The sequence below is a fragment of the Streptomyces justiciae genome (assembly GCF_015163075.1).
GTDB classification, from domain to species: Bacteria; Actinomycetota; Actinomycetes; order Streptomycetales; family Streptomycetaceae; genus Streptomyces; species Streptomyces justiciae.
This window is the reverse complement of record NZ_JADDXU010000019.1, coordinates 26,721-43,192: the sequence shown is the minus strand read 5'-3', so window position 1 is coordinate 43,192 and position 16,472 is coordinate 26,721. Positions and strand designations below refer to the sequence as shown.

The window sequence follows — 16,472 nt, the reverse complement described above, 5'->3', positions numbered from 1 at the left end:
TAAGCGGGGGGCATGCGTCAGCCCCTGCGCATGCACACGCGCGGCCAGCGGTCGAGGCCGAGCTCGGCCTCATGGGCGCGGATCTTTCGCAGCCCGGGGGTGAGTTCGGCCGCGCCGAGGACGCGGAAGCCGAGGCGCTCGTAGTACGGGGCGTTCCAGGGCACCTCGGCGAAGGTGGTCAGGGTGAGACCGGTGAGGCCCTCTTCGCGGGCGCGTTCGGCGGCGTACGCGAGGAGGGCCTCACCGATGCGCCGGTGCGCGAAGTCCGGGTGGACCGAGACCTGCACGATGTGCAGGGCACCGTCGACGGGCTCGCCGACCAGATACCCGACGGGACGCCCCTCACCCCCGACCGCGACCCAGGCCCGCCCCTGCCTCCGGTACCCCTCCAGAACATCCACCCCGAACGGCTCGTCCTCGGCGATCGCGGCCATCCCGAGCGCGCGGAAGGGGGCACCGGCGGCACGCTCGATGTCCTGGAGGGCGGGTAGCTCGGCGGGGGTGACGGGGCGGATGCGCATCGGGCGAGTATGGCGGGGGCGGAGCCCCGTTTCCCAACCGTTTTCCCTGTCCTCAGCGTCGGCTCTATGTGCCGGTCGCGTCCAGTTCGTCCGCTCTGCTGTTCACCGGCTGCGGCGTGCCCGTGAGGTCGAGGACGAACAAGGGGACGGCCAGGGCGTCGGCCACCGCTCGGGCCTCCGTGGCGTAGCCGGCCAGGGAGAAGTAGACGCAGTCCGCGGACTCCGTCATCGCCGTCAGCCAGAGGCATTCGACGTCGCGGAGCGATGCCGGGCGGACCGTGGGGTCGACCTGGGCCAGGAGGCCGCGAGCCGCGAGGCCGATGCCGTTCGGGGGGCGTTGGTCGGCGCGGCGGATGTCCTCGTAGCCGAGCCAGCGCAGATACAGGGCCGCGGCCGTGACCGCGTCGCGCGCCGTGCGGATCGTCACCGGCTGGAACGCGCGCCGCCGGGACTGCTCGACACGGCGGGCCGTCGGGATGCCGACCGCCTCCGCCGCGACCGGCACCCTCAGTACCGTCCCGCACGCGCAGCCCACCTCCGGATGCGGCCACTCACCCGTGCGCCCGCAGCGCGCGCACAGCACCGTCACCCAGTCGTCCTCCCAGGACCGGTGCGTCACCGCCGTCGCCCGCGCGCGCCGGTCCAGCGGCGGTGTCACCGGCGCCCCGCAGGCGCACGGATAGGACGGTGCCGCATAGAAGTGCTCGCGCCGGCAGACCGGGCAGCGCACCGACACGTTCTCGGACATGGCCCACTCCAGAACGACCCCACGTCGGGACAGCGCTCCCATCGTCCTCCAGCCGACCCCCGCTTGTCCGTCTCTTGACGGCCTTCACCCCTCCACTTACATTGATTCCAGATAGTAGAAGTTAGTTTCCGCAATACGGAAGTACTCACCGCGGGGCGCGAGGGGAGTGCGAATCCGGCAGCCGAAGCAGGGAGTACTCGATGGCACGTATGACCGCTGCCCGCGCGGCAGTTGAGATCCTCAAGCGCGAGGGCGTCACCAACGCGTTCGGTGTGCCCGGCGCGGCGATCAACCCCTTCTACCGCGCCCTCAAGGAGGGCGGCGGCATCGACCACACGCTCGCCCGGCACGTCGAGGGCGCCTCCCACATGGCCGAGGGCTACACCCGCGCCGACCCGGGCAACATCGGCGTCTGCATCGGCACCTCGGGCCCGGCCGGCACCGACATGATCACCGGCCTGTACTCGGCGATCGGCGACTCGATCCCCATCCTCTGCATCACCGGCCAGGCGCCGGTCAGCGTCATCCACAAAGAGGACTTCCAGGCCGTCGACATCGCGTCGATCGCCAAGCCCGTCACCAAGGCGGCCACCACCGTCCTGGAGGCGGCCCAGGTCCCCGGCGTCTTCCAGCAGGCCTTCCACCTGATGCGCTCCGGCCGCCCCGGCCCGGTCCTCATCGACCTGCCCATCGACGTCCAGCTCACCGAGATCGAGTTCGACCCGGAGACCTACGAGCCGCTCCCGGTCTACAAGCCGGCCGCGACCCGCGCCCAGATCGAGAAGGCGATCGAGTTCCTGCTCGCCTCCGAGCGCCCGCTGATCGTCGCGGGCGGCGGCATCATCAACGCCGACGCCTCCGACCTCCTCGTGGAGTTCGCCGAGCTCACCGGCACCCCGGTGATCCCGACCCTGATGGGCTGGGGCACCATCCCCGACGACCACGAGCTGAACGCCGGCATGGTCGGCCTCCAGACCTCGCACCGCTACGGCAACGCGACCTTCCTGGAGTCCGACTTCGTCCTCGGCATCGGCAACCGCTGGGCCAACCGGCACACCGGCTACAAGCTCGACGTCTACCGCCAGGGCCGCAAGTTCGTCCACGTCGACATCGAGCCCACCCAGATCGGCAAGATCTTCCCGCCGGACTACGGCATCACCTCCGACGCCAAGGCCGCCCTGGAGCTCTTCGTCGAGGTCGCGCGCGAGCTGAAGGCCGCGGGCAGGCTCCCGGACCGCTCCGCGTGGATCGCCTCCCACCTGGAGCGCAAGTCCACGCTGCTGCGCCGTACGCACTTCGACAACGTCCCCATGAAGCCGCAGCGCGTCTACGAGGAGATGAACAAGGCCTTCGGCCCCGAGACGCGGTACGTCACCACGATCGGTCTGTCCCAGATCGCGGGCGCCCAGATGCTGCACGTCTACAAGCCGCGGCACTGGATCAACTGCGGCCAGGCCGGCCCGCTCGGCTGGACCATCCCGGCCGCGCTCGGTGTCTCCAAGGCCGACCCGGAGGCCCAGGTCGTCGCGCTCTCCGGCGACTACGACTTCCAGTTCATGCTGGAGGAGCTGGCCGTCGGCGCGCAGCACAAGATCCCGTACGTCCATGTCCTCGTCAACAACGCCTACCTGGGCCTGATCCGGCAGGCGCAGATCGGTCTCGACATCAACTTCCAGGTCAACCTGGAGTTCGAGAACATCAACTCCCCGGAGCTGGGCGTCTACGGCGTCGACCACATCAAGGTCGTCGAGGGCCTCGGCTGCAAGGCCATCCGCGTCACCGAGCCCGACCAGCTGCTGCCGGCCTTCGAGGAGGCCAAGAAGCTGGCCGCCGAGTACCGGGTGCCGGTCGTGGTCGAGGCGATCCTGGAGCGGGTCACCAACATCGCGATGAGCAAGACCGCCGACATCAGTGACGTCACCGAGTTCGAGGAACTCGCGACGGAGCCGGGGCACGCCCCGACGGCGATCAGGACGCTGAAGGTCTGACGCAGCGACACCACCGAGGGGCGGTCCATCCGGGGGGATGGGCCGCCCCTTCGGCATGCCCTGTCCCCCCGGGTCTCCGTTCCCCCCGTTCCCCCGTTCCCCCGTTGCGCGGCGCCCGCCGCCCCCGTGCCGGCGGGCGCCGCGTGACGACAATGTGCCCGCCCCCGGGGGCGGTTGAAGCCTCCGGGGGCGGGTTCAGAGGTTGATTTGAGGGTTCCGTACTCCGGCTACGTCGCCGGGTGTAGGCGGGCTCAGTGCTGATGGTGCTCGGACAGTCCGGGCCAGTCGTCCGGCCCGCCGCCCTGCCATTCCACGATGTCCTCGTCCTCCACCTCGATCCGGTCGAGGTCGGCGAGGCGCAGCAGCTCCACGACGTCGTCCAGGTGGGAGGCGACGCCGAGGGCGTGGTCGTCCGCGGTGACCCGCCGGGAGCCGTCCAGGCCCGGCGAGTGCACCACGACATGCGGGTGGTGCGGTGCGTGTGCCATGCCTTCAGCGTCCCGCCGGGAAGCGCCGCGCGCACCCCGGACACAGCGAAAAGCCCCGGATACGGGACCGTCCGTATCCGGGGCTCTTCGGGTCTTGCTGTCCTGCTGTCCTGCCGTCCTGCTGGGACCGCGGCGGCAGCGACGGAGCCCGAGAAGCCCTTCCCTCAGGTCGAGAAGAGGATCTCCGGTCCTTCACCACCGCACTGGCTCGCACGCCGCCGCGGTCCATCACCCTGCCCGTGCCCCGTACCGAGGGACCACCCCTCATCCGGGTCGCTCAGTGTTCGGGCGCGAACAGGGAGCTCATTTCCTGAGGAGGTCAGTCCTCGCGCAGGGCGCGGACCGCCTCCTCCACGCGCTTGCCGTACTCCGGGTCGGCGGCGTGGAAGTGGGCGAGGTTCTTCTCGATCACGTCGTCGCGGGAGACCTGGGACAGGCCGCCGGCGATGTTCGCGACCAGACGCGACTTCTCGTCCTCCGACATCAGCCGGTACAGCTCGCCGGCCTGGAAGAAGTCGTCGTCCTTGGTGTGCTGCGGGGCCTCGTGGGTGCCGGTCCAGCCGCTGACCGCCAGCGGGGCGGAGAGCGGGCGGCCGGTCTCCGCCGGGCCGTCGTAGGAGTTCGGCTCGTAGTTCTTCGCCGCGCGGCCCTGGGAGTTGGTGGCCATGAGGCCGTCCCGCCCGTAGTTGTTCGCGACGGTCGCCTTCGGGGCGTTCACCGCGAGCTGGGTGTGGTTGACGCCGAGGCGGTAGCGGTGCGCGTCCGCGTAGGCGAACAGCCGGCCCTGGAGCATCTTGTCCGGCGACGGACCGATGCCCGGCACGAAGTTGTTCGGGGAGAACGCGGCCTGCTCGACCTCGGCGAACACGTTGTCCGGGTTGCGGTCGAGGACCAGCCGGCCCACGCGCTGGAGCGGGTAGTCCTTGTGCGGCCATACCTTGGTGAGGTCGAACGGGTTGAAGCGGTAGTCCGCCGCCTCGGCCGCCAGCATGAGCTGCACGTACAGCGTCCAGGACGGGTTCACGCCCCGCTCGATCGCCTGGAGCAGGTCCGTCTGGTGCGAGTTGGGGTCCTTGCCGGCGAGCTCGGCGCCCTGCTCGGCGGACAGGCAGCGGATGCCCTGGTTGGTCTTGAAGTGGTACTTGACGAAGAAGGCCTCGCCCTCGGCGTTCGTCCACTGGTAGGTGTGCGAGCCGTAGCCGTTCATGTGGCGGTACGACGCCGGGATGCCGCGGTCGCCCATCAGCCAGGTCACCTGGTGCGTGGCCTCGGGGGCGTGCGCCCAGAAGTCCCAGACGTTGTCCGGCTCCTGACGGCCCGTGAACGGGTCGCGCTTCTGCGAGTGGATGAAGTCGGGGAACTTGATCGGGTCCTTGATGAAGAACACCGGGGTGTTGTTGCCGACGAGGTCGTAGTTGCCCTCCTCGGTGTAGAACTTCACCGCGAAACCGCGCGGGTCACGCACCGCGTCCGCGCCGCCGAGCGAGTCCGCCACGGTGGAGAAGCGCAGGAAGACCTCGGTGCGCTTGCCGACGGTGTTCAGGAAGTCGGCGTGCGTGAAGCCGGTGACGTCGTCGGTCACCTCGAAGTAGCCGTAGGCGCCGCTGCCGCGGGCGTGCACCACGCGCTCCGGGATGCGCTCGCGGTTGAAGCGGGCGAGCTTCTCCAGCAGGTGCTGGTCCTGGAGGAGGAGCGGACCGCCGACACCGGCGGAGGCGGAATTCTGGTTGTCGGCGACCGGGGCGCCGGACTCGGTCGTCAGCACGCGCTTCGACATCGGGGACCTTCCGTACGAGAGTCAGCGGAGGCTTCGGAAAAGGACTTCCGCTTCGTGGAGCCTAGGTTTGGGGCGATCTGGACGTCAACAGTTTGTTGAAGATGCTCAACGTTTCGTTGAAGCTGATTCCGGGCGGCGCCGCCGCTTGGGCGCGACAGGACAGGTGTCAGCAGCGGCGCCGCCCGGGGCCTTGGGGCGGTCCGTCAGATCTGGGCGCCGGAGAGGCGCTCGACCGCGCGCAGCAGCGCGGAGTGGTCCAGGCCCCCGTCGCCCTGGGCGCGCAGGGACGCGACGAGCTGGGCGACCACGGCGCCGACGGGCAGCGCCGCGCCGACGTTGCGGGCAGCGTCGGTGACGATGCCCATGTCCTTGTGGTGGAGGTCGATGCGGAAGCCCGGCTTGAAGTCGCGCTGGAGGAAGTTGTCCTTCTTGCGCGTCAGCACGGTCGAGCCGGCGAGGCCGCCGTTGAGGACGTCGAGCGCGGCCTTCAGGTCCACGCCGGACTTCTCCAGGAAGACCACGGCCTCGGCGCACGCCTGGATGTTCACGGCGACAATCAGCTGGTTGGCGGCCTTCACGGTCTGCCCCGAGCCGTGCGGACCGCACAGCACGATGGTCTTGCCGAGCGCCTCCAGGATGGGCTTCGCGGCGTCGAAGTCGGCCTGCTCACCGCCGACCATGATCGACAGCACGGCCTCGATGGCACCGGCCTCGCCGCCGGACACCGGGGCGTCCAGGACGCGGATGCCCTTGTCCTTGGCCGCCTTCGCGAGGTCGACCGAGGTCTGCGGGGTGATCGAGGACATGTCGATCAGCAGGGCGCCGGACTTGGCATTCTCGAGGATGCCGTCGGGGCCGTACGAGATGGCCTCGACCTGCGGGGAGGCGGGCACCATCGTGATGACCACGTCGGCGTCCTTGACGGCCTCGGCGATGGAGGCGGCGGCCTTGCCGCCCGCGGCGGCCAGGCGGTCCAGCTTGTCCTGCTCCAGCGTGAAGCCGGTGACGTCGTAACCCGCCTTGATCAGGTTCTCGGACATGGGGGAGCCCATGATGCCGAGGCCGATCCAGGCGATCTTGGGGAGGTTGCTCATGGTGAGGGTGCCTTTCACGTGAACGGGGTCAGCGGGACAGCCAGTCGAAGGCCTCGGCGCTCGGGCGGTCGCCCGGCTTGTACTCGAGGCCGACCCAGCCGTCGTAACCCGCCTTCTTCAGCTGGTCGAGGAGGTCTTCGAGGGGGAGCGAGCCGGTGCCCGGTGCGCCGCGGCCCGGGTTGTCGGCGATCTGGACGTGGCCGGTCTTCGCGGCGTACTCCTCGATCACCGCCGGCAGGTCCTCGCCGTTCATGGACAGGTGGTAGAGGTCCATGAGGAACTTGGCGTTGCCGAGGCCCGTCGCCTCGTTGACCTTGTCGACGATCCCGATCCCGGCGGGCGCCGACACCAGCGGGTACAGCGGCGACTCGGGCTTGTTGAGCGTCTCGATCAGCAGGATCGCGCCGATACGGTCGGCCGCGCGGGCCGCGAGGACCAGGTTCTCCAGCGCGAGCGCGTCCTGCGCGGCCGGGTCGACGCCGTCGACGCGGTTGCCGTACAGGGCGTTGAGCGCCTTGCAGCCCAGGGACTGGGCGAAGCTCGCGGCCACCTCGATGTTGGCGCGGAACTTCTCCGACTCCTCGCCCGGGATCGACAGGGCGCCGCGGTCGGGACCGGGCAGCTGACCGGCGTAGAAGTTCAGGCCCGTGAGCTGGACGCCCGCGTCCTCGATCGCCTGCTTGAGGGCGTCGAGCTCGGACTGCTCGGGGGTGGGGGAGTCGACCCAGGGCCACCACAGCTCGACCGCGGTGAAGCCCGCCGCGGCGGCGGCCGCGGGGCGCTCCAGGAGCGGGAGTTCCGTGAAGAGGATCGACAGGTTGACGTTGAAGCGCTGGTCTGCGAATCCCATGGGCCGCTGCGCTCCCTTCCGTGTCGAGTGATTCCGTATTGCGGAAGTTCGTTTCTGCTTAATGGAAGATTGCCGTTGGTGGGCGACGCTTGTCAAGGGGCCAGGAACGCGAAAGCCCGGCGACACGCTGGTGGGAGCCGGTGTCGCCGGGCTGGGGGCGGGGGTGATGCCTCAGGTGGAGGGGTGCACGGACACCGCCTCGATCTTCAGCACCTCACTGTGTGACCGGTAGGCACGCAGACCGCTGCGGCCGATCTCCTGGGCGTCCCAGCGCCGCACCCAGGGGTTGTGAATGACGGGGGTGTACTGCCCCAGGGACGCCCACAGGGTGTACTGCGGCCGCGGCTCCGGCGCGCTGAGCCGGAAGCGTTCGAGGTCCGTCCAGGGGAACGCGCCGGCGACCTGGGTGAGCCGGGTGGCGAGGGCGAGGGCGGCGGGCACGTCGAGACCGGCGCCCGACAGCTCGCAGGAGATGAGCCGGTCCTGCTGCACGGACCAGGGCCACGGCGGTTCCACGTCCAGCACGGCCTGCCGCACGAGGGGGACCGACATCACGACCTCCGCGAAGTCGGCGTCCGCGGTGTGCGCCGCCTCCCTGTCGAACAGCCATGCGGATGCCAGATAGGGCAGCGGCACCGGCAGGGTGACCACACACACGGTCAGATAGTCCTTGGCCGCCTCGGCCGCCCTGCTGTAGCTGCCGCGGCGTTTCAGGTCCGCCACATCGTCGTAATTGATCACTTCCAGGTCGAACACGGTGACCGGAAAGCCGTCGACCTCCATCCGGAGCACACCCTCCGCCACCAGGCCGGCCGCGTGCCGGGCGATGACCCGTTCCTCCTCGATCAGGCGGTCGGGAACGTCCTGCGGGATCCGGCCGAAGCCCTCCGCGAGCTCCGCGGACGAGGCCTCGTACGCGAACCCCTGGCGCTGCGCGGCCATCATCCGGTCCGCCATCACGGCGGCGTGCGCCTTCACGGACCGGGCGCGGTCCTCCTCGGCCTCGCGCAGCAGTTTGCGCGCGAACCGGAAGCCCGCGTACAGGAGGGAGACGCACCACAGGGCGAAGAACACCCCCAGCGCGGTGGCGCCGAACAGACCGCCGACGGCGAAGAACGACACCAGGGACAGGGCGACGAGAATGCTCTTGAGCGGCTCGCGCATCAGCACGGACTCGCGGTAGGGGGTTCGGTTCACAGGGACCTTCTCGTGGGGGACGGGTCAGGCGCCGGTATGGACGTGCGACGCCCACAGGGACGGGGTGTGGGGAAAGTCAGAGCGCAGTCGGCGGACCGCCGCGTGCAGGGCGTACGGCGCGAGGGTCGGGTCGGGCGGCTCGGCGGCGGCGGGCCGGAGCGCGGCGTAGAAGGCCTCCGCGAAGTCGACGGCGGTGTCGTCGACGACCGGCCACAGGGTGCCCACCACATGCCGGAACCCGGACAGTTGGAACGCCGACGTCAGATGGATGGCCTCGTCGGCGAGCAGTCCGTCGTACGAGACGGCCGTCCCGCAGGCCGACAGAAACGCGAGCCGTGCGTGGTCGAGCCGCACCGCGGCCAGCGCGCCCACGGTCAGCGGGGTCTCGGCGTGGTCGTGCAGGAGCAGCAGGTGGCCGGCCGGGTCCTCGCCCATGCTGTCGGCGTGACAGGCGAAGTGGGCGACGGGACAGCCGGGCAGCCGCTCCAGCACCTCGTCCCGGGTCGGCGGACGGTCCGGAGCGAGCAGGACCACGGGGTCGGTGAAATGCTCCCGGAACGCCTTGACCTCGTCCTCCGCGAAGTCCAGCGGGGGTGCTCCGGGCGTCTGGGGCATGGCGACGACCAGCGGCTCCCGTCCGGCGGGGCGGTCCGGCAGCGGGCGGCGGGCGTGGCGCAGGGCACGGACGGTCGGCGTGTACGACGAGACGACCCGGTCCAGGACCGTCCGGCCCGAGCCGTCGTGCCGGCCCGCCGCATGGACCGGCAGCCAGCCGAACGGCCCGCCCGGCACCCACCACACCCGCGGGTACGTGCCGTCCGCGGGCGCCCGGTCGTGCCCCAGAGCGGTCAGAACGGGCTCGGCCACCAGGTCCCACAGCCGGGCCAGGATGTCGGACAGCGTGTCCTGGGCCGCCGTCCGCACCTCGCGGTCGGGGTCCGCCGCCTCGTGCGCGGCGGCCTGGCACTCCGCGGCCAGCTCCATCACGCCCACGAGCGTGAGCCCCGGCAGCGGCACGGCGGTGACACCGGACGGCCTGACGAGCAGCGCGTCGCACCGCGCGGGGGCGGCGTTGAGCACGACGACGGTCCCCTCCCCGGCCTCGCCGAGGAGCTCGTCGGCCGTGGGCGGCAGCCCGAAGGAGCCGAACCCCTCCTGCGCCCGGATCTCTTCGAGTACGGCGGTGAAGTCGGCGTCGAGCCGGTGCCGGTCGCCCTCGAAGAGGGACCCCCCGGGACCCGCGCCCGCGACACCGCCCAGCAGCGCGTCCCAGCTCTCCTCGGGCCGGTCCAGCAGCTCCCGCAACTCCTCGAACCGGTCGGCCAGTCGCGGATGCCGCTCGCGCAGCGCCGCCAGGTCGCCCCAGGCGTCCAGTGCCTGGCCCATCAGCACACCCCGGCCCGTCTCCAGGAACCGCAGGGCACGCAGGGCGCGTTCGCTGTCCGGCCGGGTGGTGTCGGCGAGCGCCAGGGCGGCGACGTTGGACGCGAGACCGGCGAACCTGCCGAGGGCCTGCTGCCGGTCGGCACGGCGCAGCCGGCGCGGGGCGACCTGGGGGAGCAGGGCGACCGTGGACTCGAGGAGGGCGGCTGCCCCGGCCGGGTCGGTCGCGCCGGCCAACTGCCCCGCCCGCAGCGCCGCCATGATGCGGAGCATGGGGGCCAGCGACGGATCGCCCGCGCCGTCGGCCATCAGTCGCGCGGCCTCGTCACGGTCGGCTGGGTCGCCGTCGCGCTCGAAGCGGGCGGACAGGACATCCCCGAGCAGGGAGTTGACCAGCGGACGTGCCAAGTCGCCGGGACCGGCGGCGGCCTCCCGCAGCACGTCGACCGCCTCGTCCAGCTCCGTGCCCGTGCCGCCGAGCCGATGGCGTTGCAGCAGCGCGTGGCCGAGTCGGCACAGCAGCAGGGGGCGGCGGATGTCGTGGGCCGGAGCGAGGTCGACGGCGTCCCGGGCGAGGGCCACGGACAACTCCGCGTCGGCCGGGTTCTCCTCGGCCTCGGCCCGCAGGCGCACGGCGTCGCTCCAGGCGGACAGGACCAGATGACGCAGCGGATGGCCCGGCGGGGCCGTCTCGGCGGCCGCCGCGAACAGGTCGATCGCCTCCTCCAGGTCCCGGCGCGCCTCCTGGTGCACGTACCGGGCCACCAGGAACGAGCCGAGACCGTTCAGCAGCTGGGGGCGGTGGTGGTGGGCGTGCCCGGCCGCCGCCAGCGCCGACCGCTGCGCGTCGATGGCCGCGTCCAGGTCGGCGGCGTCGGCGCTGCGCGCGAAGCGGCCCACGAGGGCGAGGGCCAGATTGGCCAGGAGGACCGGCCGGGAGGCGTGCCCCGGGGGCAGCGTCCGCAGGGCCGCCCGGAGCGAGGCGATACCGGCGTCGAGGTCGGACGGCGACGTGGTCCGCAGGTAGTCGGTGAGTGCGGCCGCGGCCCCGGCGTTGAGCCGCTCGGCCGCCTCCGTCGGGGCGATGTCCGCCGCGGGCACGGCCAGCCCCTCGCCGAGGTCGACGGCCTCGGCCAGGTCGGCGGGGTTCGCGCTGTGTTCGTACCGGACGCGCAGTGCGTGCGCCAGCAGGGCACGGCACTTGGCATGCCCGGTGTGCCCGGGAGGCAGGGCGGCGAGGGCCTCCCGGGCCGCGTTCACCGCCTCGTCCAGGTCCGCGGGGCACAGCCCCGGCCGGTGGAGGGCGAAGTACCGGGCGACGGACAGGTTCACCAGCGCCCCGTTGCGGGCCAGGGAGCCCGGCGGGGCCCCGGCGACGGCCGCACGCAGCACGGCCACCGCCTCGTCCAGGTCGGCTCCGTCGCCCCGCAGCTCGAACCGGGCGCACAGCGCGGCGCCCAGAGAGGATCGGTACCGGGCGCGGCCCACATGCTCCTCGGGCGTGGTGTCGACCGCCCGCCACAGCGCGTCGACCGCCTCGTCAAGGTCGGCCGGGTCCCCGGCGAGGGTGTGGCGCAGCAGCAGCGACTCGCCCAGGTTGCTCAGGGCGAGCCCCGGGCCCATGGGGTCGGCCGGCACGGCCCGGGTGGACTCGCGCAGGGCGGTGACGGAACCGTCGAGGTCGGCCGGGTCCTCGTGCCGGGTGAACCGCATGCCGAGCAGCCCGCCCAGGTCGCACAGGTACCGGGCCCGAAGGACGTGGTCGGGCGGGAGCCCCGTCACCGCCTCCCGCATCAGATCGACGGCCAGGTCCAGGTCCTCGGTCGTGCCCTCGGACCGGTACCGCTCGGCGAGCGCGCCCGCCAGGTTGACGAGCCCCATGCCCCGGTCCGGGTCGGTCACCGTGGCCGCTCTGACGGACCGGCGCGCGGTGGACAGCGCGGCCTCCAGGTCCGTCGCCGCGCCGGTGTGCTGGTAGCGGAGGAGATGGGCCTGGCTGAGGTTGGCGAGCCACAGGTGCCGGAGCGGATCACCGGCCGGGAGGATGCCGAGGATGCGGCCCCACATCGCCACGAGCCGCTCCCACTCGGCCGCGTCGTAGGCGCCGGCCAGGCGCAGCTGCCGCGCGATGACGAGGTTGGCCGCCAGCTCGGCGACATCGGACGCCACCTCGGGCGGGATGTCGTCCAGGCCGGCCAGAAAGGCGACCGCGTACACGTCCAGCGGGGCGTCGCCCCCGGCCCCCAGTCGGGCGGCCGTCTCCTCCAGCGAGGTCGCGCCCTCGACCCGCCAGCGGATCGCGAGCGTGCCGGCCAGGTTGTGCATCCGGATCGCCCGGTTGGGATCGTCCGGCGCGGTCATCTGCCACGCCTGTCGGCCGATCTCGACCGCCGAGTCCAGGTCCGCCGGGTCCCCGCGGCGCGCGAACCGGTCCCGCAGCGTCAGCGCCAGATTGGCCAGGCACATCGCCCGGCGCGGGGACTCGGCGGGTGCGGCGTCCGCCGCCGCGCGGATGGTGTCGACGGCGCCGTCCAGATCGGCGGCGTCCCCGGTCAGCCGGTGCCGCGACCACAGCACGCCCGCCAGGCCGCTCAGGCGCATCGACAGATCGGGGTCCTCGGCCGGCGTGGTCGCCACTGCCTCGCGATGCGCGGCCAGCGCGGCGGTCAGGTCCTCCGGCGAGGCCCGGCGCTCGAACCGGGTGTGGAGGGCGACCCCCAGATTGGCGAGCCGCTGCGGCCGGGCGGGATGGCCGGCGGGCGTGGCGGCCACGAGCCGCCGGTGCTGCTCCACGACCGTGTCCAGCAGCTGCGGATCGGGCGACGAGTGCGCCTGTCTCAGCAGGGCGACGGCCATGGGCTCGGCCGCCGAGGCGATGCCGGGGAGGAACTCGCCGGGCAGATCGTCCACGCCCGCCAGCAGGGCCCGGGCGAAGCCGTCCGCCATGACCTCCACGAGGGAGTCCTCGAGGTGCCGCGGCCCCGCGCACAACAGCAGCCAGGCGACCCGGTAGCCGACCTCGACGTCCCTGGGGTCCTCGGCCAGGAGACCGAGCAGCGCCCCGAGATCGGCCTGCGCCTCGGGCTCCCCCAGTGGTGCGGCGTCCCCGGTGGCCCTGACCCGGTGTAATCGAACCCGTGCGGCGGCGAGCAGCCGGTCCCGCTCCGCCTCCCGTTCCCTGCTCATGCCAGCGGAGAGTAGAGCAAGCGCCTTCCGGGCAGGCCGAGTTGGCCTACCGTATGCAACATCGTCACATCGCCAGGCCCCACCGGAGAGCCCATGACCGACCGTCCCGAGGGGCGGGCCCGGCGCCTGTCCGAGGCGCTGGCCTACTTCTTCGACCACGTCGAGGACATCCGCCGGCAACTGGCCGAGGAGGAGTCGCGGGCCGCCGTGGACGCCCTGCTCCTCGCCGTACGGGACGACGGCGACGTCGACGCGGCCGTCCGCCGGCTGAATGCACGGATGCGGGCCGAACGCGACGCCCTCGGCCTGTACGGCCGTACCCGCGCCACCGGCGCACAGCTCGCCGGCATCGGCGGCACCGGACGCGGACCGGCCGTCTACCTGTGCCCGCACAGGCGCTGCCTGCGCCACCACTGGGCCGACGACACCGCCGACGCCCCGCCCACCTGTGACCAGGACGGCGCTCCGCTGCGGCTGAAACGGCTGTGACCGGTGACCGGACTCCTGGCCGAACTCGGAAGGAAGCTCGCCGAACGGTGGCTGTCCCTGCTCGTCCTGCCCGGCGCCCTCTTCCTCGGCACCCTGGCCGCAGGGCGGGAGTTGGGGCACGCCCGCTGGTACGCGGTCGGTGAGCTGCCCGCCCGCCTCAACCGGCACGGCGACGCCCTCGCCGGGTCCACCGCGGGCCTGCTGCTGTTCCTGTGCGCCTTCCTGCTCGCCGCGGCCGCGTGCGGCCTCGCCGCCCAGGCACTGGGTTCCCTCGTGGAGCGGCTGTGGCTGGCCGACGGCTGGCAGGGGTGGCCGCGGGTGACCCACGGGGGCGTACGGCGCCTCGTCGCGCGGCGGGGGCGGCGCTTCGCCGACCGCCAGGAGGCCGCGGGGGTGGCCGAGGCCCGCGCGGAACTGCTGACCGCCACACCGGACGACGCCCACCGGGCCGCCGTCGCCACCGCCCGGCTCCACCGGCTCGCCGACGCGCCGCCCGCCAGGCCCACCTGGACCGGCGACCGGTTGCACGCGGTGGCCGGCCGGCTCGAGGACGCGCTCGGCGTCGAGATCGCCGTCGTCTGGCCCCACTTGTGGCTGCACGCCCCCGAACCCACCCGCACCGAGATCACCGCCGCGCGGGAGGCGATGCTCCGCGCGGCCGGCCTCGCGGGCTGGGGGCTGCTCTACGTCGCCGTCGCCGTCGTCTGGTGGCCCGGCGCCCTGATCGCCGGCGCGGTCCTCCTGGCCGCCTGGCACCGCTACCGGGCCGCCACCGACGCCTACGCCCTGCTCGTCGAGTCCGCCGTGCGCCTGCACGCGCAGGAACTCGCCGCGCGGCTCGGGATCGGCCGTCGGGGGCCGCTGACGAAGGCGCACGGGAGGGCGCTGACGGCGTACCTCTCCCACGGGCAGGAGCCGCCGCCCGAGCTGCTGCTGCCGGCTGAGAGCGGTGTGCCGGAGCCCCGCTGAAACCGCGTACGGTCCGTTAAGGTCGGGGTCCGGGTCCGTCCGCGCGGTACGACGCGCCCCGGACGAGCTCTCGTATGCCGGGAGCATCCCAGGAACGCGCAGGTCAGGGAGGCATGGGGCGCGATGCGTTTGAGAGTGGAGTTCACCACCGAACCCTTCGACCTGGACGAGGCGCCCGCGCACGCGGTCGCGGCCCGTGAGGTGGTCGAGGCCGCGGCGCTGGACGCGGTGGACGTCGGCCCGTTCGGCAACACCGCCGAAGGGGACGCCGACGCCGTGCTCAGCGCCGTGGACGCGCTGCTGCGCGAGTCGCTCAAGGCCGGGGCCACCCGTATCTCGCTGCAGGTCAACGTGATCGGGGAGGGCGACAAGTGACCGGCACCGGGGACGAACCCTTCATCACGGCCGTGAAGCCGCTGGTCGACGCCATGGGCGGGGAGATGGTCCCGCCGGACGAAGCCGGCCCCGACGACGTCGTGCTCGCCTGGGAGGGCGCCGACGTGGTCGCCGTACGCCTGCCGCAGCTCGCGGACTCCCTCGATCACATCCTCGCCGCCATGGAGCGCAAGCAGGGCAAGCCGCTGGCCGACCTGGACCGCAAGGCCAAGCAGGAGGTGGTGCGCATACTGGAGGCGCGTGGCGCCTTCTCCGTACGGCACGGCGTGGAGACCGTGGCGAGCGCGCTCGGGGTCAGCCGGTTCACGGTCTACAACTACCTGAACCGTGACAAGGCCTGAGGGGCGCGGTTGTAACCCCGAATTTTCAACAAAGTGTTGACGTCGTGTTTCGAAGGGCGTTAGCTAGCGGCAGCCCGCTCACGCACGACGGCCGTTCGCGGCCACGGAGGCTCCCGTGACTTCGACATCCACGTCCCCGGGCCTGGCCCGGTTCAACGCCCTGGAGGAGCACGCGGCCTTCGCCGCGCTCCACGAGGCGTGCGCCTCCACGGCCTGGGCGACACGACTGCTCGCCGCCCGGCCCTACGCCGACACCGAGGCCCTCTACGCCGAGAGCGACGCCGCCATGGCCGAGCTGACCGCCGAGGACCTCGCCGAGGCCATGGCCGGGCACCCGCCCATCGGCCGCCCCAAGGAGGGCGACCCGACCTCCGCCCGTGAACAGCGCGGCATGGCCGGCGCGACGGAGGAGCTCAAGGCGGAGATGCTGGAGCTGAACCTCGCCTACCAGGAGAAGTTCGGCCATGTCTTCCTCATCTGCGCCACCGGCAGGACCGGCGAGCAGATGCGGGACGCGGTCAAGGAACGGATCGGGAACGCGCCGGAGCAGGAGCGGGAGATCGTCCGCACCGAGCTGGGCAAGATCAACCGCATCCGGCTCGCCCGACTCGTCGAAGAGGACTGACGCAGCATGAGCAACAGCACCGCGGCCCTGCCGAGAAATTCAGTGTCCACCCACATCCTGGACACCAGCATCGGCCGCCCCGCCGAGGCAGTCGCCGTCCAGCTGTCCGCCCGTTCGGGTTCGGACGCGGACTGGCAGGCGCTCGGCGGCAGCGCGACCGACGCGGACGGGCGGTGCAAGGACCTGCCGGCCCTGCCGGAGGGCACCACACACGTACGGCTCGACTTCGCCGTGGAGCCGTACTTCGAGAAGAAGCAAGCCGATGCGCAGCAGGACGCCCCCGCGAATCGGGACAGCGGTGCCGGGGCAGTGTTCTTCCCGGAGGTGGCGATCACGTTCGCCGTCGTGCCGGGCGAGCACTACCACGTACCGCTGCTGCTCAACCCGTTCGGCTACTCCGTTTACCGAGGGAGCTAGCAG

The 16,472-nt window shown here is 72.3% G+C and carries 15 protein-coding genes; 7 read left to right on the top strand and 8 right to left on the bottom strand.

Translation table 11 applies throughout. The features are described from left to right. Window positions 1-17: 17 nt before the first annotated feature. Together IQ210_RS38225 and IQ210_RS38220 are read right to left on the bottom strand one after the other, a co-directional pair. Window positions 18-521 (bottom strand): GNAT family N-acetyltransferase, encoded by a 504-nt coding sequence (locus IQ210_RS38225; protein ID WP_194083852.1) that lies wholly within the window; start codon window positions 519-521, stop codon window positions 18-20. Between the two features lie 64 nt (window positions 522-585). Further along, window positions 586-1,269, bottom strand: a complete 684-nt coding sequence (locus IQ210_RS38220) for a hypothetical protein (RefSeq protein ID WP_194083851.1) — start codon at window positions 1,267-1,269, stop codon at window positions 586-588. Between the two features lie 200 nt (window positions 1,270-1,469). Here IQ210_RS38220 and gcl point away from each other — a divergent pair, with 200 nt between their 5' ends. Beyond that, window positions 1,470-3,257, top strand: coding sequence for a glyoxylate carboligase (gcl, locus tag IQ210_RS38215; protein ID WP_194083850.1), 1,788 nt, complete (start codon window positions 1,470-1,472; stop codon window positions 3,255-3,257). Between the two features lie 251 nt (window positions 3,258-3,508). On the opposite strand, the gene IQ210_RS38210 is transcribed toward gcl, so the two are convergent. The 6 genes from IQ210_RS38210 to IQ210_RS38185 form a co-directional block, all read right to left on the bottom strand. Beyond that, a complete protein-coding gene (locus IQ210_RS38210; protein WP_194083849.1) occupies window positions 3,509-3,745 on the bottom strand; it encodes a hypothetical protein in 237 nt (78 codons plus the stop codon). Between the two features lie 319 nt (window positions 3,746-4,064). Next, window positions 4,065-5,522, bottom strand: a complete 1,458-nt coding sequence (locus IQ210_RS38205) for a catalase (RefSeq protein ID WP_194083848.1) — start codon at window positions 5,520-5,522, stop codon at window positions 4,065-4,067. A gap of 203 nt (window positions 5,523-5,725) precedes the next feature. Then, window positions 5,726-6,616, bottom strand: a complete 891-nt coding sequence (locus tag IQ210_RS38200; RefSeq protein ID WP_194083847.1) for a 2-hydroxy-3-oxopropionate reductase — start codon at window positions 6,614-6,616, stop codon at window positions 5,726-5,728. A gap of 28 nt (window positions 6,617-6,644) precedes the next feature. Further along, window positions 6,645-7,466 (bottom strand): TIM barrel protein, encoded by an 822-nt coding sequence (locus IQ210_RS38195; RefSeq protein ID WP_194083846.1) that lies wholly within the window; start codon window positions 7,464-7,466, stop codon window positions 6,645-6,647. Window positions 7,467-7,637: 171 nt separating this feature from the next. After that, complete coding sequence (locus IQ210_RS38190; RefSeq protein ID WP_194083845.1) at window positions 7,638-8,663, bottom strand: hypothetical protein; 1,026 nt, start codon at window positions 8,661-8,663, stop codon at window positions 7,638-7,640. Between the two features lie 24 nt (window positions 8,664-8,687). Then, window positions 8,688-13,232 (bottom strand): CHAT domain-containing protein, encoded by a 4,545-nt coding sequence (locus IQ210_RS38185; protein WP_194083844.1) that lies wholly within the window; start codon window positions 13,230-13,232, stop codon window positions 8,688-8,690. 93 nt (window positions 13,233-13,325) lie between these two features. On the opposite strand from IQ210_RS38185, the gene IQ210_RS38180 reads away from it, so the two are divergent. From IQ210_RS38180 to uraH, 6 genes are all read left to right on the top strand, one after another. After that, window positions 13,326-13,721: a hypothetical protein gene (locus tag IQ210_RS38180; protein WP_194083843.1), complete on the top strand. Its 396-nt coding sequence runs from the start codon at window positions 13,326-13,328 to the stop codon at window positions 13,719-13,721. A 3-nt stretch (window positions 13,722-13,724) separates the two neighbouring features. Next, on the top strand, window positions 13,725-14,690 hold the full coding sequence (locus IQ210_RS38175; protein ID WP_194083842.1) for a hypothetical protein: 966 nt from the start codon (window positions 13,725-13,727) through the stop codon (window positions 14,688-14,690). A gap of 123 nt (window positions 14,691-14,813) precedes the next feature. After that, a complete protein-coding gene (locus IQ210_RS38170; RefSeq protein WP_194083841.1) occupies window positions 14,814-15,065 on the top strand; it encodes a hypothetical protein in 252 nt (83 codons plus the stop codon). After that, window positions 15,062-15,427 carry a helix-turn-helix domain-containing protein gene (locus IQ210_RS38165; protein ID WP_194083840.1) on the top strand — a complete coding sequence of 122 codons (366 nt, stop codon included), beginning with the start codon at window positions 15,062-15,064 and terminating at the stop codon, window positions 15,425-15,427. Before IQ210_RS38170 ends, IQ210_RS38165 begins: the two co-directional genes overlap by 4 nt. A 115-nt stretch (window positions 15,428-15,542) precedes the next feature. After that, the gene (uraD, locus tag IQ210_RS38160) at window positions 15,543-16,052 is read left to right on the top strand and encodes a 2-oxo-4-hydroxy-4-carboxy-5-ureidoimidazoline decarboxylase (protein ID WP_194083839.1); all 510 of its coding nucleotides are present in this window, start codon (window positions 15,543-15,545) and stop codon (window positions 16,050-16,052) included. Between the two features lie 6 nt (window positions 16,053-16,058). Continuing rightward, window positions 16,059-16,469 (top strand): hydroxyisourate hydrolase, encoded by a 411-nt coding sequence (gene uraH / locus IQ210_RS38155; RefSeq protein ID WP_194083838.1) that lies wholly within the window; start codon window positions 16,059-16,061, stop codon window positions 16,467-16,469. The last annotated feature ends 3 nt before the right edge of the window (window positions 16,470-16,472 follow it).